At 44.9% G+C, this 20,219-nt stretch carries 26 protein-coding genes; 11 read left to right on the forward strand and 15 right to left on the reverse strand.

Going from position 1 to position 20,219, the window contains the following annotated elements:
* The first annotated feature begins 108 nt into the window (after window positions 1-108).
* The gene (locus QZ938_RS07475) at window positions 109-1,053 is read left to right on the forward strand and encodes a hypothetical protein (RefSeq protein WP_293348059.1); all 945 of its coding nucleotides are present in this window, start codon (window positions 109-111) and stop codon (window positions 1,051-1,053) included.
* 47 nt (window positions 1,054-1,100) lie between these two features.
* Here the strand turns inward: QZ938_RS07475 and QZ938_RS07480 are convergent, their stop codons facing one another.
* Both QZ938_RS07480 and QZ938_RS07485 read right to left on the reverse strand, forming a co-directional pair.
* Window positions 1,101-1,301, reverse strand: coding sequence for a hypothetical protein (locus tag QZ938_RS07480; RefSeq protein WP_293348056.1), 201 nt, complete (start codon window positions 1,299-1,301; stop codon window positions 1,101-1,103).
* On the reverse strand, window positions 1,298-1,669 hold the full coding sequence (locus QZ938_RS07485; RefSeq protein WP_293348053.1) for a BrnT family toxin: 372 nt from the start codon (window positions 1,667-1,669) through the stop codon (window positions 1,298-1,300). Before QZ938_RS07485 ends, QZ938_RS07480 begins: the two co-directional genes overlap by 4 nt.
* Here QZ938_RS07485 and QZ938_RS07490 point away from each other — a divergent pair.
* On the forward strand, window positions 1,669-5,136 hold the full coding sequence (locus QZ938_RS07490; protein ID WP_293348050.1) for a tetratricopeptide repeat protein: 3,468 nt from the start codon (window positions 1,669-1,671) through the stop codon (window positions 5,134-5,136). The genes QZ938_RS07485 and QZ938_RS07490 overlap by 1 nt on opposite strands.
* 132 nt (window positions 5,137-5,268) lie before the next feature.
* Here the strand turns inward: QZ938_RS07490 and QZ938_RS07495 are convergent, their stop codons facing one another.
* Window positions 5,269-5,757 (reverse strand): hypothetical protein, encoded by a 489-nt coding sequence (locus QZ938_RS07495; RefSeq protein WP_293154881.1) that lies wholly within the window; start codon window positions 5,755-5,757, stop codon window positions 5,269-5,271.
* A gap of 188 nt (window positions 5,758-5,945) precedes the next feature.
* On the opposite strand from QZ938_RS07495, the gene QZ938_RS07500 reads away from it, so the two are divergent.
* The 3 genes from QZ938_RS07500 to QZ938_RS07510 are packed head-to-tail and all read left to right on the forward strand — an operon-like array spanning window position 5,946 to window position 6,697.
* Window positions 5,946-6,158 (forward strand): helix-turn-helix transcriptional regulator, encoded by a 213-nt coding sequence (locus QZ938_RS07500; protein WP_106149040.1) that lies wholly within the window; start codon window positions 5,946-5,948, stop codon window positions 6,156-6,158.
* Between the two features lie 57 nt (window positions 6,159-6,215).
* A complete protein-coding gene (locus QZ938_RS07505; protein ID WP_293154889.1) occupies window positions 6,216-6,428 on the forward strand; it encodes a helix-turn-helix transcriptional regulator in 213 nt (70 codons plus the stop codon).
* A gap of 56 nt (window positions 6,429-6,484) precedes the next feature.
* Window positions 6,485-6,697 carry a helix-turn-helix transcriptional regulator gene (locus QZ938_RS07510; protein ID WP_106149042.1) on the forward strand — a complete coding sequence of 71 codons (213 nt, stop codon included), beginning with the start codon at window positions 6,485-6,487 and terminating at the stop codon, window positions 6,695-6,697.
* Between the two features lie 89 nt (window positions 6,698-6,786).
* Here the strand turns inward: QZ938_RS07510 and QZ938_RS07515 are convergent, their stop codons facing one another.
* The 11 genes from QZ938_RS07515 to QZ938_RS07565 all read right to left on the reverse strand — a co-directional run bounded on the left by QZ938_RS07515 (window position 6,787) and on the right by QZ938_RS07565 (window position 16,032).
* Window positions 6,787-6,972 carry a hypothetical protein gene (locus QZ938_RS07515; protein WP_293154892.1) on the reverse strand — a complete coding sequence of 62 codons (186 nt, stop codon included), beginning with the start codon at window positions 6,970-6,972 and terminating at the stop codon, window positions 6,787-6,789.
* Window positions 6,973-7,187: 215 nt separating this feature from the next.
* Entirely contained in the window at window positions 7,188-8,138 is a 951-nt protein-coding gene (locus QZ938_RS07520) for a F0F1 ATP synthase subunit gamma (protein WP_293154895.1), read from the reverse strand.
* Between the two features lie 483 nt (window positions 8,139-8,621).
* Window positions 8,622-10,139 carry a F0F1 ATP synthase subunit alpha gene (gene atpA, locus QZ938_RS07525; protein ID WP_293154898.1) on the reverse strand — a complete coding sequence of 506 codons (1,518 nt, stop codon included), beginning with the start codon at window positions 10,137-10,139 and terminating at the stop codon, window positions 8,622-8,624.
* 313 nt (window positions 10,140-10,452) lie between these two features.
* Complete coding sequence (gene atpH, locus QZ938_RS07530) at window positions 10,453-10,998, reverse strand: ATP synthase F1 subunit delta (protein WP_293154901.1); 546 nt, start codon at window positions 10,996-10,998, stop codon at window positions 10,453-10,455.
* Between the two features lie 3 nt (window positions 10,999-11,001).
* Window positions 11,002-11,529, reverse strand: coding sequence for a F0F1 ATP synthase subunit B (locus QZ938_RS07535; RefSeq protein ID WP_293154906.1), 528 nt, complete (start codon window positions 11,527-11,529; stop codon window positions 11,002-11,004).
* 87 nt (window positions 11,530-11,616) lie between these two features.
* Window positions 11,617-12,084 carry a F0F1 ATP synthase subunit B' gene (locus tag QZ938_RS07540; RefSeq protein WP_293154909.1) on the reverse strand — a complete coding sequence of 156 codons (468 nt, stop codon included), beginning with the start codon at window positions 12,082-12,084 and terminating at the stop codon, window positions 11,617-11,619.
* Window positions 12,085-12,111: 27 nt separating this feature from the next.
* Window positions 12,112-12,357 carry an ATP synthase F0 subunit C gene (atpE, locus tag QZ938_RS07545; RefSeq protein ID WP_193972048.1) on the reverse strand — a complete coding sequence of 82 codons (246 nt, stop codon included), beginning with the start codon at window positions 12,355-12,357 and terminating at the stop codon, window positions 12,112-12,114.
* Between the two features lie 126 nt (window positions 12,358-12,483).
* A complete protein-coding gene (gene atpB / locus QZ938_RS07550) occupies window positions 12,484-13,239 on the reverse strand; it encodes a F0F1 ATP synthase subunit A (RefSeq protein ID WP_293154916.1) in 756 nt (251 codons plus the stop codon).
* Window positions 13,240-13,266: 27 nt separating this feature from the next.
* The gene (locus QZ938_RS07555) at window positions 13,267-13,638 is read right to left on the reverse strand and encodes an ATP synthase subunit I (protein ID WP_293180536.1); all 372 of its coding nucleotides are present in this window, start codon (window positions 13,636-13,638) and stop codon (window positions 13,267-13,269) included.
* A gap of 516 nt (window positions 13,639-14,154) precedes the next feature.
* Window positions 14,155-15,444, reverse strand: coding sequence for a calcium-binding protein (locus QZ938_RS07560; RefSeq protein ID WP_293348047.1), 1,290 nt, complete (start codon window positions 15,442-15,444; stop codon window positions 14,155-14,157).
* A 135-nt stretch (window positions 15,445-15,579) separates the two neighbouring features.
* A complete protein-coding gene (locus QZ938_RS07565) occupies window positions 15,580-16,032 on the reverse strand; it encodes a nitrate reductase associated protein (protein WP_293348044.1) in 453 nt (150 codons plus the stop codon).
* A gap of 165 nt (window positions 16,033-16,197) precedes the next feature.
* On the opposite strand from QZ938_RS07565, the gene moaA reads away from it, so the two are divergent.
* From moaA to QZ938_RS07580, 3 genes are all read left to right on the forward strand, one after another.
* Window positions 16,198-17,187, forward strand: coding sequence for a GTP 3',8-cyclase MoaA (gene moaA / locus QZ938_RS07570; RefSeq protein ID WP_293348041.1), 990 nt, complete (start codon window positions 16,198-16,200; stop codon window positions 17,185-17,187).
* 88 nt (window positions 17,188-17,275) lie between these two features.
* Window positions 17,276-17,626, forward strand: a complete 351-nt coding sequence (locus QZ938_RS07575; RefSeq protein WP_194009249.1) for a type II toxin-antitoxin system RelE/ParE family toxin — start codon at window positions 17,276-17,278, stop codon at window positions 17,624-17,626.
* Window positions 17,623-17,919, forward strand: a complete 297-nt coding sequence (locus QZ938_RS07580; RefSeq protein WP_293348034.1) for an XRE family transcriptional regulator — start codon at window positions 17,623-17,625, stop codon at window positions 17,917-17,919. The genes QZ938_RS07575 and QZ938_RS07580 overlap by 4 nt, the downstream gene beginning before the upstream one ends.
* A 26-nt stretch (window positions 17,920-17,945) precedes the next feature.
* On the opposite strand, the gene QZ938_RS07585 is transcribed toward QZ938_RS07580, so the two are convergent.
* Complete coding sequence (locus QZ938_RS07585) at window positions 17,946-18,545, reverse strand: Uma2 family endonuclease (protein WP_293348031.1); 600 nt, start codon at window positions 18,543-18,545, stop codon at window positions 17,946-17,948.
* Window positions 18,546-18,576: 31 nt separating this feature from the next.
* On the opposite strand from QZ938_RS07585, the gene QZ938_RS07590 reads away from it, so the two are divergent.
* The 3 genes from QZ938_RS07590 to QZ938_RS07600 all read left to right on the forward strand — a co-directional run bounded on the left by QZ938_RS07590 (window position 18,577) and on the right by QZ938_RS07600 (window position 19,951).
* Complete coding sequence (locus QZ938_RS07590; RefSeq protein ID WP_293348028.1) at window positions 18,577-18,717, forward strand: hypothetical protein; 141 nt, start codon at window positions 18,577-18,579, stop codon at window positions 18,715-18,717.
* A 252-nt stretch (window positions 18,718-18,969) separates the two neighbouring features.
* Complete coding sequence (locus QZ938_RS07595; RefSeq protein ID WP_293348025.1) at window positions 18,970-19,167, forward strand: hypothetical protein; 198 nt, start codon at window positions 18,970-18,972, stop codon at window positions 19,165-19,167.
* A 406-nt stretch (window positions 19,168-19,573) separates the two neighbouring features.
* Window positions 19,574-19,951 carry a hypothetical protein gene (locus tag QZ938_RS07600; RefSeq protein ID WP_293348022.1) on the forward strand — a complete coding sequence of 126 codons (378 nt, stop codon included), beginning with the start codon at window positions 19,574-19,576 and terminating at the stop codon, window positions 19,949-19,951.
* Window positions 19,952-20,219: the final 268 nt, after the last annotated feature.

Below are 20,219 nucleotides of genomic sequence, written 5' to 3' on the forward strand. Positions count from 1 at the left end.
CCATATTATGGCAAATAATTTTAAATAATGACTTAGCGCTAAGGAGTTGCCAGCTAGATACAAGCTTGCTAAGATAAGATGATAAGGCTAAGTTATGGCAGTGGATGTATGAATCTCAAGCAAAATTTTCAAAACCAAATCGCGGAAGAGCTATTCCCTGGAAACCTGACTGAGGATAAGGCTTGTTTTATTCGGCGATTCGCCCCGGAAAATCACCCGAAGAACAGAGAAAGCACTCATAAAGAAATTGCTGAACTAATGAAAAACGATTTAGGAGTTTATTGCGAAAATAAAATAAGTCAAACCATTCGGAAGGTGATTGAGGTAATCGATCAAAAATATGGAGAGGAGATGAAAGCGGACGGCGTGAATACTGAGGTGCTATTAAATCTTAAGCAAGGAGGGAAAAAGGATAAAGAGAGTGAGCAAAAAATTAGCCCTTGGCAAGAGGTTTATAAGTGGTTGTGGAATGATAAGTTTTTGAAGTGGCTTGAAAAAAATGGCTGGCAAATTTTGCAGGAAAAAGCTAAGTCTCCTGACAATTGGCTACAGTTTTTGACCGAAGAGGAAATGACAGCCGTACAGGTAAATAGAGGCTTAGTTCGGCAAACACCTCCCCCTTCGGTACAGAAAATTACGCTAACGATTCCGGCAAATCAGTCGCTTTGGATGGAAATTAATTTAGAAAGTTTAGAACGTTATAATTATCAATTGCTGTTGTTGAATCGCAGCAAGGATGGTCAATGTTTACTCTGTCCATCATCATGCTATGCACCGAATTCTATTATGGAAAAAAGGGTAAGTTGGTTTCCTCAAAAGGATTCTTGGGCAGATTACAACAAGCAAAACTTTATGTTTGGAGAAGCAGGAAATGAGGAATTTTTAGCAATTGCCTTGGAGAAGCCTTTGAGTTTGCCTTGGTTAACCCCCCACCAAGAGGAAGAATTCCCCGAATGGAATGCTGAACGGATTAAGGAGTTATTTGAACAATTGGAACAGCAAGGCAATTGGCAAGTTTTTTATCAAAGTTTTGAGGTGGTAGAAAAACAGTAACCTGGAAGCTATAAACTTAGTTTATTTTAATAAACCGGGTTTCTCACCTACTCAATACTTTGAATGAGTTTAATGTTATTTCTCAGCCATTCATTGACCAAAACTTGCACCTCAATCTTTTTATGCTCAGCAATTTTAGTCACAAATTCCTCGACATCGGGTTCGAGATAAATGGGATAATGAAACGTAGCATCAGGATGGTAAAATTTGCCTTGCTCTGATGCAGAAAAATCATACTCTGATTTCATAATTTCCTCTCTTGATAAGCTTGGGTTTCTGTGAAATTAGCTTTACGGGCTGAAATAATCCGAATTATACATGAGGTGCGATCGGTTTGTTCAAAGGTATGGATGACAACCCTTAAAATTCCTGTTTCGTCTAAGCCTATGGTAATCCATCTATCTTCATCTTGACTGTGTTCTTCATCATAGATTGTTAATTGAGAGCGATCGCGGAAAACAGTTGATGCCAAACGGAAATTTAATTGATGCTTGCGAATATTTTGCTTTTCTTTGGCTGGATTCCAATCAAAGTTATAATCTAAGGCAATTGAGCAAGGTAAATTAAGTACAATTAAATCATAACATAAATTACCTAAAATAAAGGAAAATAACAATGTACGAAGATCGCATGCCAGCCTATTTACAACTCATCCAAAAACTGATCGAATCTTCTAATGGGGAAAAATGGCAAATCTTAAATGCACACCCTGAGTTACTCGATCCCGGACTTTTGTCAATGATCATTGTGGTTGCTAAAAAAATTCATGATAGGGGCAACCAAGATGTAGCTAACTTTTTAACTAATCTTGCCTTGCAATTGGCAGAAAATATTGCCAATGACCAGCAGCCAACAGTAATCAAAGAACAGACAGCAGATATTTTATTTAGGTGGGGAAATGAGCAATTTTACATCCACCAGACGCTTGTAGCTCTCCATTGCTGGCAACAATGCCTTACCATTTATCAAGCTATTCATCATTGTCAAGGAAAAGCGATTGCGCTGGGTAATTTAGGTAATGCTTACTTTGCTCTGGCAGAGTACGAACAAGCGATCGGCTACTGGAAACAGACCTTAGACAGTTTGCAGGAAATCAAAGACAGCCGAAGGCAAGTGACTGCATTAAGAAATTTAGGAAAAGCTTACTTCGCTCTAGCCGAGTACGAACAAGCGATCAACTTCTACGAACAGTCTTTAGGCCTTTGTCGGGAAATCAAAGACCGAGCAGAGGAAGCATCTTCGTTGCTAAGTTTAGGAATAGCTTACCAATATTTGGGAGAGTATGAACGAGCGTTGGATTGCCACGAAGAGTCTTTAGCTATTCATCGGAAAATCGAATACCGACAAGGGGAAGCAGCTTCACTGGCAAGTTTAGGTATAACTTACAAATTTATAGGAAAGTACACACAAGCGATCAAGTACAACACAGATTCTTTAGCTATTAGTCGGGAAATCCAAGACCGCCAAGGGGAAGCGACTTCTCTGGGAAATTTAGGGATTGTTTACGACTCTCTTGGAGAATACGAACAAGCGATAGACTACCACGAACAGTCTTTAGCCATTAGTCACGAAATCAAAGACCAAAAAAACAAAGCGAGTTCTCTAATAGGTCTAGGCAACGTTTACTTATCTATGGGACAGTACGAAAAAGCAATCGACTACTACAAACAATCTTTAGACATTAAAAAGAAAATCAGAGAGCGGCCCGGGGAAGCAACTGCCCTGGGAAATTTAGGTAACGCTTACTTATGTATGGGAAAGTACGAACAAGCGATTGCTTACCACGAACAGTCTTTAGCCATTTGTCGGGCCATCGAATATCACCAAGGAAAAGCGAATTCTCTGGGAAGTTTAGGCAGCGCTTACTTCTATCTAGGACAGCATGAACTAGCGATCAGCTTCCACAAAGATTCTTTAGCTATTTGTCGGCAAATCAACGATCGGCGAGGAGAAGCGACTTGTTTCGCAAATTTAGGTAGCGTTTACTGCTCTCTGGGAAAATACGAACAAGCGATAGACTATCACGAACAGTCTTTAGCCATTTGTCGAGAACTCGAATACCGACAAGGGGAAGCAGCTTCTCTAGGAAATATAGGCAACGCTTACTTACCTCTTGGAAAGTACGAACAAGCGATTGCTTACCACGAACAGTCTTTAGCAATTTGTGGAGAAATCAAACATAGGCAAGGGGAAGCATCTGTTCTCAACAACATAGCCATTGCTTACCGTGAATTGCAGCAAACAGAGAAAGCCATTGAGAACTATCAAGACTCCCTCAAAATTGCCACCCCCGAAACTATGCCAGCCGAATGCTTCAGAACAGGTCGTAATCTAGGTGATATTGGCTTTACCCAAGGCGACTGGCATCTCGCATTAGAAGGATACGAACCCGCCATAAAAGCAGTAGAACAACTCCGCAAAGGCTCAACCACCGACGATCGCCGCCAAAAAATCATTGCAGAAGCCATCTCCGTTTACGCCAACACCGTCCAATGCTACATCAACCTCAAAAAATACGATCGAGCTGTCGAAACCGCCGATCGCTCTCGATCGCGCCACCTCGCCGACTTATTCGCCAGCAAAGACCTCTACCCCCAAGGCGAAATTCCCCCAGAAGTCGAAGCATACTATCGCCTGCAACAACAAAGCGATCGTTTGCGTTCCTCTGAAAATGACGGAATGAAATCACTCGCCATCACTCGCCAGCCAACCCCAAACTGCGACGCTATTATCGCAAAGATTAAAGAATTAGAAGATGAAAAAAAGAAAGCTTGGCTGAAAATTCGCAGCAAAGACCAAGTTTTGGCGGGTCAACTGCAACCAGATCCCCTCTATTTCAAGGATATGCAAGCGTTAATTCCCGATGCCGAAACCGCCATCCTCAATTTTTACACCACTGGCGAACATACCCACATTTTCATCTTGCGCCAAAATCAACCAACCCAACTGCACACCTGCGAAGGTCAAGGACTTGAAACCTTGCAAGATTGGCTATTCAATAACTGGTTAACACCTTATAAAAAAAACGAATACGAATGGAAAAATCAAATGGGTGCAGTTCTCCACGAACTCGCTAACCGCCTGCAAATTAATCAACTAATTTCCCAACATCTCAACGGCATCAAAGAACTGATTATTATCCCTCACCTGTACCTGCATCAAATCCCCTTTGCGGCCTTACCTTTAAACAACATTCCCATTCCCCACAGCGATACAGCCTCGGACAGAGTACGCGGCTTAAAACCTCTTAGCAAACCTCCAAACAACCCTGCCCAAACCCCACCCCAACAACAACCCGAATACCTCAGCGATCGCTTCCGCATCCGCATCGTTCCCAGTTGCCAAATACTCAACTTTTGCCACCAGCGAGGCAACCTCGAACCTGTCACAATGGGAATCGTCGAAAATGCCACAGGCGACCTCGTTTTCACAGGCTACGAGTGCGAAACCCTGGCAACCATGCACCAAGTCGATAAAAATTCTCGCCTCCAATACCAGCAAGCCACAATCGGCAACTATCAAAATTTACTCGATCGAGTGCAAGTCCTCCATTCCAGCCATCACGCCAGTTCCGATCTGAATAATTCCCTGGAATCAAAACTGCTATTATCCGACGGCGACATCAACCTCGGTCGCATTTTCACCTGGAGATTTTCAGACTTAGCAGAAGTCTTCCTCTCCTGCTGCGAAACCAATTTAACCTTTACCGAAATTACCGACGATCCGCTCTCCATTGCTAGCGGTTTCCTCTGTGCAGGTGCGCGAAATGTAGTCAGTACCTTGTGGGCTGTGGACGATTTAGCAACGGCTTTATTTTGCATTTTCTACTATCAGGAAAAGAGGGATAATAGCCGATCGCAAGCGCTGCGAAAAGCACAATTCAAGCTCCGCAACTTGACAGGCGATGAGTTGTCTGGTAAATATAAATGGCAGTTAGAGGCTTATTTTGAGCAACAAAAAGGAGAAAACCAAGCAGAAATTGTCAAAAATGTGCGATTGCGATTAGATTGGCTTTGTCGGGAAAAATTGCCCTTTGTCAGTCCCCATTATTGGGCAGGGTTTGTGTCGCAGGGTTTGGCGTAGGAGAAAGAGTAGGATTCACATTCATCGACGCATCAAAACCACAGAAACCGGGTTTTTCACTTAGTTAAAGGCTGGGATGCCGTATTTTCGCAAAAAAACCCGGTTTCTAATCACCCGTGTTTTAGTCATAATTTAGAAATGTTCCAGCAGAGATTTCTCTTGGGCGTAAACCTTTCGCAGCGACTCCAGCCCGATCGCCCCCAACATCAATTTAACCACCCCAACTAACTCTCCCCACTCCAACAATTCAGCAACAGAAACGGCTTCCCGAAATCTCTCCGCATAGAAATCCACCCAAAAATCCGGCGCGTATCTCTCCTTCAGACTCGCCATCCGCCGCTTCCAATAACCAAAATCTAAACCAGACGGCGATTCCACTCCCACCACCGGGGGAAAGTCGGCATAACTCACAAACCGACTCATCCCTTGGGCGTGCACGTACAGGATATGCGCCCAGCACTCGAAGCGATATATTTGTTCTACCGCGATTTTCAGCAGCCGCGCGATCGCCTCTTTTGTGACAAACCGGCTCAATCTGTGCCTGGGGGTTGATTTTGGTCGAAAGCTTGCTAACATAGTTGATACATCCCACTTGATGGGAATTTCAGATGGTTGGTACATCCCAATTACTTGGAATTTCAGACGGTTGGTACATCCCACTTGATGGGAATTTCAGATGGTTAATACATCCCAGTTGATGGGATTTGAACTTTGATAGGCGATCGTCCTTGAGTTTTCCAGGCCTAGGGGCGATCGCTTTTTACATTATAATGATTGTACGACCTATATCAATCATCTGTCAAGAGTTTATGGGTTTAATTAGATTGCGGGTTAGAGAATTTGCTGGTGAGAAAGGCTGGACGATCAAAGAGGTTTCTGACCGATCGGGAGTCAACTACAGCACCCTCAGCACCTATTCGCGTTCTCCAGGAATGGCAATGGTTGATTTTACTTGTCTGCTCAAGTTGGCACGTACTTTTGACGTGATGGTCGAAGACTTGGTTGAGGTCGTCAAAGAATAGGCGATCGCCTTTTACAGTACAATCCTATGACTTATATCAATCACATCTCAAGAGCTTATGGGTTTAATTAGATTGCGGGTTAAAGAGTTTGCTGCTGAGAAAGGCTGGACGATCAAAGAGGTTTCAGAGCGATCGGGCGTAGTCTACAGTACGCTCAGAACCTATGCCCGATCGCCCGGTTTAGCAACAATTGATGTGACAGCCTTGGACAAGTTGGCGAGGACTTTTGATGTGATGGTCGAAGATTTGTATGAGATTGTCCAAGATTAGCCGATCGCCTTTTGGGATAAAAATATCTTATGATGGTACACCATCATTTGTCAAGTATGGGTTTAGTCAGACTAAAAGTCAGGGAATTTGCGGCTGAGAAAGGTTGGACGCTAAAAGAGGTTTCAGAGCGATCGGGAGTAATTTACAGTACAGTCAGACACTACGCCCGCTGTCCGGGAGTTTCAACTATTGACTTCATTTCCATACACAAATTGGCTCGCACCTTTGATGTAATGATTGAAGACTTGGTGGAAATTGTGCAGGAATAGGCGATCGCTCCTCACTTCATAATTCCCTTACAGTTAAACAACTAAATGTCTTGCCCTGTATGCGTTATATCAACCGCTACGCGTAGCAGCTACGTGTTGTTTTGGTTTTGACTTGCTTCTATTTTTGGTTGTTCGGCCTGCTTGACATATTCCTCCATAAATTCAAGCAAAACATCTCTCATATTTTTACCCTCTCTAGCAACAGCCGACTTAAATCGGTTCCGCAATTCCGGGGGCATTTCTACTCTAATAGCCACAGTTTTTTTGTCACTCATATAGGTTTAAAGCTTTAAAACATATAGATTATCATCTCATCTGCGTTCATCTGCGCTAATCCGCCTGTATCTGCGGTTAAAAGAGAATTTCTTAACCGCAGATGATAATGGATTAACGCGGATTCACGCAGATGAAGAGAAGAGACTTCAAATAAAAAAAGCGCCTGAGTTACCCCAGACGCCTAGCATAAAATTAACAATTTGTCAAGTCTAACTTAACCGTTTAAAGCCTCAGCACCGCCGCAAACTTCCAGAATTTCCTGAGTAATTGCCGCTTGTCGCGCCTTGTTATAAGTCAGCGTCAAACTGCCGATCAAATCGCTAGCATTCTCACTTGCATTGTTCATCGCTGTCATCCGCGCCGCCAACTCGCTAGCCGCAGACTCTTGCAAAGCCCGCAGCAATTGGTTGTTCAAATACAACGGCAAAAGAGCATCCAAAATTTGCGCCGGATCTTGCTCGAAAATCATGTCCCGCGGCAAACTCTTCGTAGGTTTAGAAACTTTCTCCCGCGATACTTGAAACTGTCCGCCTTTTGTTGTCAAGCGGAAGATTTCATCATCGGGAGTTTCCAAACCTTGGGGGTCGAGGGGTAACAAGGTTTGAATTACTGGACGCGAACTAATTAGTGACACAAACTTGGTGTAAATTAGCTCAACTCTATCCACAGTTCCCGACAGGAACAAAGACAGCAATTCGTCAGCAATTAGCGCTGCTTCCGGTGCTGTTGGGATTTGTTCCAAGTTAGTGTAAGTAGCATCAATTGGCTGATCGCGGCGTTGGAAATACTGAGTAGCTTTGCGTCCTACCAACACGAATTTGTAGTTTAAGCCTTCAGCTTTGATTTCCTTGGCGCGATTTTCGGCGTATCTAATGATGTTGCCGTTGTAGCCACCGCACAAACCCCGATCGCCCGAAACGACCAAAAGTCCGACTGTTCTGACTTCGCGTTTTTTCAGCAGCGGCAAATCCTGGCTTTCAAACTTCAAGCGTTCCGCCAAACCGTACAATACTTCTGCCAAGCGATCGGCAAAAGGACGAGTAGCAGTCACCTGTTCTTGAGCGCGGCGCACCTTCGCAGCAGCCACCAAGCGCATTGCTTCTGTAATCTTTTTAGTGTTCTTGACCGACTTAATGCGATCGCGAATAGTTTTGAGATTTGCCATAACTTTCTCCTTTTTCCTTAGCTTTTATTTCTGAGTTCTTAGTTCCCAGCCATCAGTTTTTAAATTTAGCTGCGGTAGAGACACGGCATTTTCTATTGGTATCAATTTTAAGACCCAAACCAGATGTCTCTCTCGTTTTTCTCAAAGTCTCGATCCCCCTAAATCCCCCTTAAAAAGGGGGACTTTGAGTGTTTCTAGTCTCTCCCTGATAGTCGGGAGACTTTGAATACTCTTGTCCCCCCCTTCTTAAGGGGGGCTAGGGGGGATCCGTGACTTAACTAAGTCTCGATCCCCCTAAATCCCCCTTAAGAAGGGGGACTTTGAGTGTTTCTAGTCTCTCCCTGATAGTCGGGAGACTTTGAATGCTTCCACTCTCTCCCTGATAGTCGGGAGACTTTGAATACTCTTGTCCCCCCCTTATTAAGGGGGGCTAGGGGGGATCGAAACTCAACTAATCACTAATCACTGATGACTAATGACTAATTACGCAGAAACCAAGAAAGTTTGCTTGTACTCTGTGATGCCTTCTTTCAGCAGCTTCTCAGCTTCATCAGTCAAAGCTTTACCGCCTTGAACGATTTCGCCGTACTTCGGCTTGCTAGTCCGCAAATAGTCGCGCAAACCAACAGTAAACTTGCTTACTTTGTCCACATCAATGTCATCCATGTAGCCGTTAATACCGGCATAGATTACAGCCACTTGTTCGTTCATCGGCAGAGGAGAACTTTGCGCTTGTTTCAACAGTTCGCGCAAGCGTTGACCGCGGGCCAATTGATTTTGAGTAGCTTTATCCAAGTCAGAAGCAAACTGAGAAAATGCTGCCAATTCTTCAAACTGCGCCAATTCCAATTTCACCTTACCGGCTACTTTTTTCATTGCCTTAGTTTGAGCCGCTGAACCTACCCGCGATACCGAAATACCGGGGTTTACTGCTGGACGCAAACCAGAGTTGAACAAGTCAGAAGAAAGGAAGATTTGACCGTCGGTAATCGAAATTACGTTGGTAGGAATGTAGGCAGAAACGTCGCCAGCTTGGGTTTCAATGATTGGCAAAGCTGTCATGCTGCCTTCGCCCAAGTCGTCGCTCAATTTAGCAGCGCGTTCTAGCAAGCGAGAGTGCAGGTAGAAAACGTCTCCGGGATATGCTTCGCGACCGGGAGGACGGCGCAGCAACAAGGACATTTGGCGGTAGGCCTGTGCTTGCTTGGAAAGGTCATCGTAAATGACCAAGGTGTGCTTGCCTTTGTACATGAAATACTCGGCTAAGCTGGCGCCTGTGTAAGGTGCCAAATATTGCAGGGTTGCGGGGTCGCTAGCGTTGGCTGCTACGACGATTGTGTAGTCCATCGCGCCCTTTTCTTGCAGGACGTTGACGATGTTAGCTACGGTAGAAGCTTTTTGACCGATCGCCACATACACGCAAATTACATCTTCCGATTTTTGGTTGATGATTGTGTCGATCGCGATCGCAGTTTTACCAGTTTGACGGTCTCCAATAATCAGTTCCCGCTGTCCTCTTCCCACAGGAATCATCGCATCAATAGCGGTAATCCCTGTTTGCATCGGTTCGTAAACAGAACGGCGAGAAACGATACCAGGTGCCGGAGATTCAATCAAACGAGACTCAGTAGTTTTAATATCGCCTTTGCCGTCGATAGGACGGGCTAAAGCATCAACTACGCGGCCCAACATTGCTTCACCAACGGGGACTTCAGCAATTCTGCCAGTAGCAGTAACTGCGGAACCTTCTTGAATGCCTAGGCCTTGGCCCATCAACACTGCACCGACGTTATCTTGTTCGAGGTTCAGTGCGATACCCACAGTGCCGTCGGCAAATTCTAGCAATTCGCCGGACATAGCCTTATCCAAGCCATAAATCCGGGCAATGCCGTCGCCTACTTGCAAAACAGTACCGACGTTAGAGACTTTTACATCTTGGTCGTACTGTTCAATTTGCTGGCGAATAATGCTGCTAATTTCGTCAGGTCTGATTGCTGCCATGTCAATTATTATTTGTCAGTTGTCAGTTGTCAGTCAGTCGATTTTAGATTTTAGATTTTAGATTTTAGATTTACTCGCAGCGTTGCATCTGGGAGTTTGAACTCTTAGTCTAAAATTTCGATCTTTCCACGACTTTAAGTCTAGTGCTTGTACCCATTTTTGGGCGGGTGGATGTTTTTGGCAAGAAAGAATTGAGATTTGGCAGTAAGTATTTGGGACTAACAACTCAAAAACAGAAATTCATTGATTTCTGCCTTTTGTTTAATTCTTCCCTTATTCTTTCTTCCTTCTTCCTTCTTCCTTCTTCCTTAAATCAGGAACTCAAGCGAATTCCGAGACGGCGCAATTGTCCCCGCAGGCTAGCATCAATTACTTGAGAGCCTACTTTAATTACCACACCGCCGATTAAATCTGCGTCTATTTTTGTTTCAATTTCTACGCTGCGAGCGCTGGTCATCGCCTGGACTTTCTCGCGAACAGTTTGCTGTTGAGCGTCTGAAAGTGGGACTGCCGATGTAACTTCAGCCAATACTGTTTGGTTGAGTTCTCGGAGCTTTGCCAAGTATTGTTGGCCAATGCCTTCTAAAAAAAGAATTCTTCCTTTGTCTACTAAAAGCTTCAGAAAGTTGTGCATCAAGGGGTTCATTTCTTCACCCGCTATTTGCCCAATCACAGCTTTTTTTGCATCCGCTTTGATCAGCGGATTGGCTAAAAATTGACGTAATTCTTCCGAACCTTCTAGCAGGCTAAGCAAAGAACGAATGTCTTCGCCGAACTTTTCTGAGAGATTGCTGGACTGAGCCAGTGACATCAAGGCAGATGAGTAAGGCTGTAAGACTGCTGTGCTAACGATACTCACTTTTTAGCCTCCCAGTAACGCAATGCTGCGATCGATTAAGTGGTTTTGGGCGTTGTCGTCCAAGCTAGTTTTTAACTCACCTTCCACTTTTGCTAATGCCAAAGATACAACCGTCGATCTCAGTTGGGCGATCGCTCTTTCCCGCTCCGCTTCCAACTCTTGACCTGCTGTTGCTTTCATGCGTTCAACTTCCTGCGCCGCTTGAGCTAGAATTGCTTCTTTTGCTACGATCGCATTTGCTTCAGCAGCGGAGCGAATTCGTTCCGCTTCTGCTTGAGCCTGAGTCAATTTTTGCTGTTGTTCTGCTAAGGCTGCCGCTGCATCTTTTTGGCGAGTTTCTGCATCTTTAATCGCCTCTTCAATGGCGGAGCGTCTTTCGCCTAGGATATTTCCTAAAAAGCCGCGCCCGAAGTAAAACAGCAATCCAATAACAATGCTCAGGTTAATCAGGTTGGTTTCTAAAATATCGAAATTTAAACCGAAACCACCTTCCCCGCTAGCTTCTGTGGCTAGCAATAAAACAGTCCCCATGATTCTCTTCCATAATTGCGCGTGCAGGTTGGATGAACCGATTTAAGATTTGAGAATTCACCCAAAATCTCAAACTGTTCGATCGAGCTATTTGGCCAATGCTGTGCCCAATAGCTTTTCAAGAATTTGTCGGCTCAGAGTATCTACCTCTTGTTCTAGCGAGCGCATTGCCTCTTGCTTTTGCTGCTCAATCTCTTGGCCTGCCTTTTCTCGCGAAACTTGAGCTTCTTTTTGAGCCTCAGCTACTTTTGCCGACGCGATTTTTTTGGCATCCGCTTGAGCCGTAGCAATTACTGCCTGAGACTGTTTGCGAGTTTCTCCCAGTTTTTGGTCGTATTCCTGCGCTAATTTCTGGGCTTTTGCCAAGCGTTCCTGAGCTGACACTTGAGTGGTACGAATGTATTCGTCCCGATCGTCCAGAACCTTAGTCAAGGGCTTATAGAAAACCGCATTGAGGACTACCGTCAAAACTAGGAACTGCAATGCCATAAATGGCAAAGTTGCATCAAAATCAAACACTTTTAGTTCCTCCTTGTTTTTGGGGCGGAAAGACATCCGCCCCTTTTTTGCAATCCTTCAATATTAAGCGAAGGGATTAGCAAACAGCAGCACCAATGCAATAACCAGACCGTAGATGGTCAAGGATTCCATGAATGCTAAGCTCAGCAGGAGAGTGCCGCGAATTTTGCCTTCTGCTTCCGGCTGACGCGCAATACCTTCTACTGCTTGACCTGCGGCATTACCTTGACCGATACCAGGTCCAATCGCGCCTAAACCAATAGCTAGACCGGCGGCGATAACAGAAGCAGCAGCAATTGTCGGATTCATGATAAATTTCCTTAATCTTTGTGTACAGAGTTCAAGAGAGATGTTGGGTAATTGGTCATTAGTCATTAGTCATTAGACCGCTGACTTTTGACTGTTCGCTATTAGCCTTTACCCAATTTTAGAGAGTTAATCGTGATGTTCGTCGCCGTGTCCTTCCAATGCTTCGTGAATGTAAGCTCCTGCCAAGGTGGCAAATACCAAAGCTTGAATCGCACTGGTAAACAGACCCAACATCATTACGGGCAGAGGTACGAACAGGGGAACTAATAACACCAACACAGCTACCACTAATTCATCCGCTAAGATGTTACCAAATAAACGGAAGCTCAGGGAAAGAGGTTTGGTGAAATCTTCTAAAATCGCGATCGGTAACAAAATTGGGGTCGGTTCGATGTACTTACTAAAGTAACCCAAACCCCGCTTACTGAAACCTGCATAAAAATATGCCAAAGAAGTCAGCAATGCTAGTGCTACCGTCGTGTTGATGTCATTAGTCGGAGCAGCTAGTTCGCCCGCTGGCAACTTAATTAGCTTCCAAGGAACTAAAGCGCCCGACCAATTCGATACAAAAATAAACAGGAACAATGTGCCAATAAATGGCAGCCAAGGACGGTACTCTTTCTCGCCGAGTTGATTTCTAGCCAAGTCTCGAACGAATTCTAAGGCGTACTCCATGAAATTTTGCATTCCGCTCGGAATTCTCTGCACATTGCGAGTTGCCGCGAGGGAAGCTATCAGGAGGAGAGCAATCACAATCCAGGAGGTAATAAATACCTGTCCGTGAACTTTGAGACTGCCTATGTGCCAGTAGAAATGCTTTCCTACTTCCAACTCAGCGAGGGGAAAAGCATTAAAGGCATTTAAGACATTTAGCATTTCCATTCACAAGAAGTTCACACAGTGGAGGGTTCACCGACTGCCTGACCCATTGGCAGGGTCGGTAACAAACAGGCTTTGCAGCATATAAAAGACGATCGCGCCCTTATACGTCAGAAATCCCAAAAATATGGGCAAAATCTGTAGCTCTTTCAACTGAGTTGATACTACAATCAACCCAATAAATACAGCTAACCTATTTTTGCTCAGACTCGTTTTTTGCGGGCCGATGCGTTCAACGTCTTTAGCCAACATTCTCAAGTAAACCACACCGGCGATCGCCCCAAGCATATAATTTAGGGCAATGTTGAGTGAATAAAAAATCCACACCGAGATAAAAATTATTCCCGTGAAAGCGAGAGTGACCACAAACAACTGTTGTTGAAGTTTGTAGAAATCTTGCATAGTGTCGGTGGACTCCGGTTCGGACGAACCTGTCTGAGAGATGTCCCCCGTTTCAGCGATGGATGCGCGAGATTGATCTGACAAGGTTACTTGACTTTTAAAGCAGTCGGTGTTAGTTGACTCCCACTACAATTAATTCGGTTGAAACCGTCTTGTAGCGACAAGTGTGACAAAAGCTACAGCTCGTACACTTCAGATCGAATAATACCACGCGCAGGTAACATAACTTAAAAAAAAATGAATTTTTTGATTGATTTCTGAGAAAGGTAGATTCGAGACCCAGCCTCACATGGGAGTTCTGCCGGACACAGTCGAGGGGTTGAAATCCCTCTCGGGTTCTTGGATTGTGCGATTGTTCCGAAGGCCGACAGGGAATTAATTCCCTGTCTCATAGCACAAGTCGGTTAAAAACCGACTGAAATCAGCAATCATTTTTAATTATTCGGCGACTGACAACTTTCGGTACGAGACAGCAGTTTTTAACGCCTGTCGGACGATCGGGCTACTGATACAAAGTTAAAAGTCCCCACTCAATGTGGTAAAGTTGGCGGCGCTTAAAGCCGCAGGTTGAATTCCGGCAACCAGGCCTAAAATTTGTCCGGTAGCAAGAATCCGAATAGCTGTGTTGCTACCCGAAGCATCTAAGGCAATTCCTGCAAAGGCTAGTCCGTTGGTAAGGCCGATCGCATCTTGACCCGCCGTAAAATCCGCAATAACATCGGCTTCAGATACGCTGGAGGCCGCTGCGTTTACCCGCAGTACAAACAAATCGTTTCCAGCTTCACCCGTCAGAACGTCTCTACCCAAGTCACCTACCAGTTGGTCGTTACCTTCTCCTCCAATCAGCGCATCGTTGTTCTGTCCGCCGCGCAGGATGTCATCGCCCGCACCGCCAGAGAGCGTATCATTTCCGAGATTTCCAGAGATAATGTCATTGCCGGCGTTGCCATCGATGCGATCGTTACCGCGACCGCCCCAGAGCGTATCGTTGCCATCGCCTCCTAGTATGGTATCGTTGCCGGCATTGCCATTTACGCGATCGGCAGATGGCGAGCCTTGGATAAAGTCGTTGCCATCTAAACCTTGAACCAAGAGATTGCCGACTCGAGCTGGATCGATCGTAAAGTTATCGGCATTGGCAGAAAGGTTGAAAAAGGAGCCATCGGGCCCAAAGGGGACAGGAGAAATGGTTGCAGGTGCGAAACCATATTGAAGATGATCGACTTCCCAGTTATTTTTACCGGGCATCGACAATCGAATCGATGATATCCCGTTTTGATTCACAACTCCAAAGAATCTATCTTCTGAGGTAGTACGCGAAATACTCTGATCGCCCAGCGAAAAGGGGCCGATAACCCCCAGAGATTCTCCCGATGGCCCAAACGCCTCAAATAACGTGTTATTTACCAAGTCGCCAGACAGGGGTGTGCCGCCACCATTCCTGCCAATATCCGTCCAAACGATTCCAGCATGGGTTGGTAATTGACCCCCAAGTGCATTAGCAGAAAATTTGAAGGTAAAGCTGCTAGTCTGGAAATTGGAGAATAAGCTCCTGCTGTTTCCTCTGGCTTGACCATCAATAACACCGTCATCGCCGTCCACCGAGTCGCTGAACGCAGTTGTAATATTTGTTGTGGCCAACTCAGGAACAGTAACGCCCGGTGTATTTAAAGCGCCGTCTTCAAAGTCTTCTAAATGAAAGTAAGTGAATCTTACTGGGCTAAACGGGCTGATGGCACTTCCTGCTGATGGATTGTTGAAAGCTGAGTAGGGCAGTGGGCCAAAAAACTGAGGATTGTTAGACATGGTGTCTTGAAAGTAAATCGTACTTAAGAGTTATGTGGCCGCTGAAAATGACGGGATATGGTAAAGAAATCGCTCCTAACCAATAACCTACATTGAGCGATCGCTCGCGCTGGCTGCAAACTTTCTAACATACAATTATTGAATAATGCCAAACTCTTGAAGTGCCGGGAGAAAGTTTTTATTCTCGTGGCTCGATCGACTAAGTTTGATTAAAGCAAATCGCTCGATCGGCTGCAAACCGCTCCACTGGGCGTCGGTAACAGTCAATCCGAGCTCTTGCGCTTTTCCTGTGACGGATTCTGGTATTGTTGCAGCATCCATCCAGGGGGGATTTTGGTCGATCGCCAAATCGGTTCCACATTTTCCAGTATGTTGGATTAATATTTGGTTTAGCTGTTCTCGGTAATCTTGAATTTCTGGACTTGTCAAACAAGGAAGCTCTACAAGTGTTTGGCGTTCTGCTTGAGTAAAATGATTCCAATCTTGCAACTTGAGTTTAATGCCGCAAGTATCTAATTTGAGGCGTACTTGCATTGGGATGCAGCGGAGGGCTTCTACAAAATCGGCTTCAAATTTAAAGAATGTCATAGGTATATGGATTTACAAATTAGATTTTTTTTATTTACCGCAGAGGGCGCAGAGAGCGCAGAGTAAGAGATGAGAGAGAAATCTATGCAGGTCTTTTGTTCTGTTTCAATCATGGCAGAAAATCGAGTCAGCATCTATAATTAAATAATATTACAAAGTATTGACATGAATCCCGTAGACTACCTTCGGATTAGTTTGATAGACCGCTGCAATTTCCGGTGTCTCTACTGTATGCCGGAAGGTAGCGAGTTGGACTATGTTTTGCAGCAGCAGTTGTTAACTCACTCGGAATTGCTAACTTTGCTGCGGGAAGTTTTCATACCTGTGGGATTTACTAAGTTTCGGTTGACTGGTGGGGAACCGCTGTTGCGCCCTGGGGTTGTTGAGTTGGTTGGGGCGATCGCATCTTTGCCGGAAACGCGAGATTTGTCAATGACAACTAATGGCTTTTTGCTGGCGGGAATGGCCCAAAATCTTTACAATGCTGGTTTGCGCCGGATTAATATTAGTTTGGATTCGCTGGAACCGGAGACTTTTGATAAGATAATTGGCAGTCGCGGCCGATCGCGCTGGATGCAAGTTTGGCAGGGAATTCAAGCGGCTTATGAAGCTGGATTCGACCCGCTGAAACTGAATGTGGTGGTGATTCCCGGTGTTAATGACGGCGAAATATTGGAGTTGGCAGAATTAACTATTAACCGGAATTGGCACGTTCGTTTTATTGAGTTTATGCCGATCGGCAATGGCGATTTATTTGGCGATAAGGGTTGGGTAGCTTCGGCAGATTTGCGGCAACAAATTAGCGATAAATATGGTTTAGCCGAGTCGGGAATTCGCGGAAATGGGCCGGCGGATGTGTTTCAAATTCCGGGGGCGAAGGGGACTTTAGGGTTTATCAGTCAGATGTCGGAGTGTTTTTGCGATCGGTGCAATCGGATGCGTTTGTCTGCTGACGGGTGGCTGCGGCCTTGTCTGCTGAACGAAACCGGACAAATTGACTTGAAAACTGCTTTGCGGAATGGGGTGTCTACGGGCGAATTGCGCGATCGAGTGCGGCAGATATTGGAGATTAAACCGGAGATTAATTTCAAGCAGCGAGATTCGGGAACTACTCAAGGAAATTACAGCCGCACAATGTCTCAAATCGGCGGCTGAACTAACCGACATAGAGCGCTGAAGAAATAAAATACTTAAGGCAATACTTGAGTATAATTGTCACAGTATTCGATTCTCAACAAACTCGATGACCATCAAGCCGATTCGGTGGGTTGGCCCTGCCCGCGAAGAAATCCAATCTCTTCCTGAAGATGCCCGAAAAGAAGCCGGTTTTTCACTTTGGACTCTCCAGCAGGGCATACAACCACCAGACTTTAAACCGATGTCGATCGTAGGTAAAGGCGTTGAAGAAATTCGGATTCGGACAGAAAATGCCTATCGGGTTTTCTATATTGCTAGATTTGAAGAAGCTATTTATGTGCTCCATGCCTTCCAAAAGAAAACTCAGAAAACAGCCAAGAAAAATATCGAAGTTGGGCAGAAACGCTACCAAGAGTTGTTACAAAATCGTTTAAACTCAAGAGAACCGGAACAATGAGCGAAAATACTATTACCCAAGCAGTCGATAATATCTTTCTAGACCTCGGATTCTCATCTGAAGAAGCTGATAACTTACTAATCCGATCGCAACTAATTCTCGCCCTGACTCATCAGATTAAAGAGCGCGGTTGGACTCTCAATCAAACGGCTCAACATCTCCAACAGTCCAACGATCGAATCAAAGCTCTAACTCAAGGTAAAATAGGGCAGTTTTCCGTTGACAGTCTGATTGCAATGCTCAATAAAGTAGGTATGACTGTCAAAGTCGAAATTTGCCCCAAGGTAGCTTAGGTGAAAATTATGCAATTTGGCGCATTCTACAACTGAAACTCTCCTCCCAAAACTTGTCCAGCCGTTAAATTCAACTGCGGAAAAGTCGGCGATATCAGCGCTTGTTCCCCTTGAAAAACCCCAACTTCGACATACTCACCTGATTCTAGTCGGAGTACCGCTACCATCTGCTCTTGAGGGTCAACAATCCAATATTCAGGGATACCCCGCGCTGCATATTGAGCTCGTTTATTAATGTAATCGCGATCGCGCCCAACTCTACCTGGACTAACAACCTCGACAACCAACTGAGGAGGTGGCATAGTTTGGGTGATGGTTAGCCGGGAGGCTGTCAGCAAGATGTGTTCGGGGCGCAAAACCACCAAATCTGGGTAGCGGTTAGCTGCGTCGCCCTCCCGCAGGATCGGAACTTGGATTTCGCACATATGTGTTCTGATCAGCCTCAGTGGGATGAACCCGCTACTAGCCAGAGTGAATAGTAGATAGTTAGCAATGAAATTGTTGGGTTCGGATTCGGGCGGCAATGTTACTAACTCTCCATCAATTAATTCGTAGCGATTGTCGGTGTCATCCTCATAGGTGAGGTATTCTTCAAAGGTGAGTTTTTGTTTGTGGGCTTGTATCATTTTTTATCTTCCAGGATTGCTTGTTATTAAAATGTTTACACATCCGGGGGAAGTGGCGGTCGCAGTGATTTTCATTGAATTAACAAGCTGGGTAGCACTGTCCGATCGACACGGGGCGATCGCCCCGACACCACAAGCAAGGCTACAAAATGCACCATCTGGCGGGGTCTAGCGGGTTTTGGGATGATTCCACCTGTGGCAGTGGCAAGGCTGGCAGAGTTGCATCACAGGCAAAGTTTGCGGGTCTAGCGTGGGTTCCCCGCCTAGCTTGATTTATAAATATTTCAGCCTGTAAATCAGGATATGCTGATATGCTGACTGAGCTGTACTGGTTTCGAGTCTTAGGTTGAGAAATCAAATTTATTTGAAAGAGCTGGTTTACGATATTGTCTAAGTAAACCAACTTTGTGGGAGATCATGGGGTATGAGCGGTAGTAATTCAAGCGATAAAACCGATCCGAAGGCAATGAATGATCCGAAGGCAATGAATAATCCGAAGGCAATGAATGATCCGAAGGCAATGAATGATCCGAAGGCAATGAATGATCCGAAAGCCATGCCTATCGACGATGAGAACTCAAGCGATAAGAGTGATCGGAGAACTGGATCTATTGGCTCTTAAACTGTAAACAAGCCCAACAGGTAAATTGTCTGTCCTGCCTAGCCATAGCACTTTTAAACCCAGGGTCAGGATATTGAATTATGCTGAGCTCGCTGTAGCAGTTTCAAGCCCTAGGCTGGGAAAAATGGCTATCCTGAATCAGATTCGCAAGGAGGAATCAGCATTTTGTAGTCAAGTTTTAAACCTCTAAACTTGTTTATAGGCAAATAAAGAAAACTTGTTTACAGGTTCTCTAGCTAACATCAAGGGCGGTCGGCGAAAAGATTGGCTGGGAGAAACAGACTGTTTAAAATCGACATTAAGGTACAGAATATTATACGAGCGAGCAGCCGAATAGCATGAAACAATTGTGATGTCTATAAAATATTCTGCTGTACAACCTAATCTCAAAAAAGGAGCATAGACGATGGGTGAAGCGAAACGGCGCAAACAGGAAGATCCTAACTACGGGAAGGAACCTAAGAAGCCAAAACCAGTGATTCAACTGGGAAAATTCATGAACTTATACGAAGAAGGAACTATTACTCCAAGTCAACGCGAAGAGGCCGGAATAAAAGACTGTGAACGGTGCGTAGCTTTTACGATTGAGGGCTTCAGAATTCGGGGTGTTGCATTTCTGTCCGTAGAGAGAAAGGGAAATAGAAAGGGAAAAATTCGTGTTGACATAATTCCTTCTTTTGAAGAAAGTGGCTTATCAAAAATTGAGGAAAAGATACTCCGTTCTGCTGAGCCTGAAATTCGCAGAATTGTGACCGAAGCCTATAAGACCAACCTCTATCGCTAAGTTAAGATTGATGGGAGGACAGACATTAGACGTTATAACTCGAATTCCCAACCTGGGGTCTGCAACCCTTAAAACTACGTCAGAATAGGTTAATCTTCTGATGAAGTTGTAAACGCAGTTTTCTAAGTAGCGAGAACTGCTGGGAGCATCCCGGTTATGTAAATATCGGAATAACAATAGTCCGGACAGTTTTCAATGACCAACGGTAGAATGGGGGTTCTGGGTTCCAGCCTCTGTGAAATATTAACGGTAGAATGAGGCTTTGGGT

This window comes from Microcoleus sp. CAWBG27, from assembly GCF_020883145.1.
Classification (GTDB): domain Bacteria; phylum Cyanobacteriota; class Cyanobacteriia; order Cyanobacteriales; family Microcoleaceae; genus Microcoleus.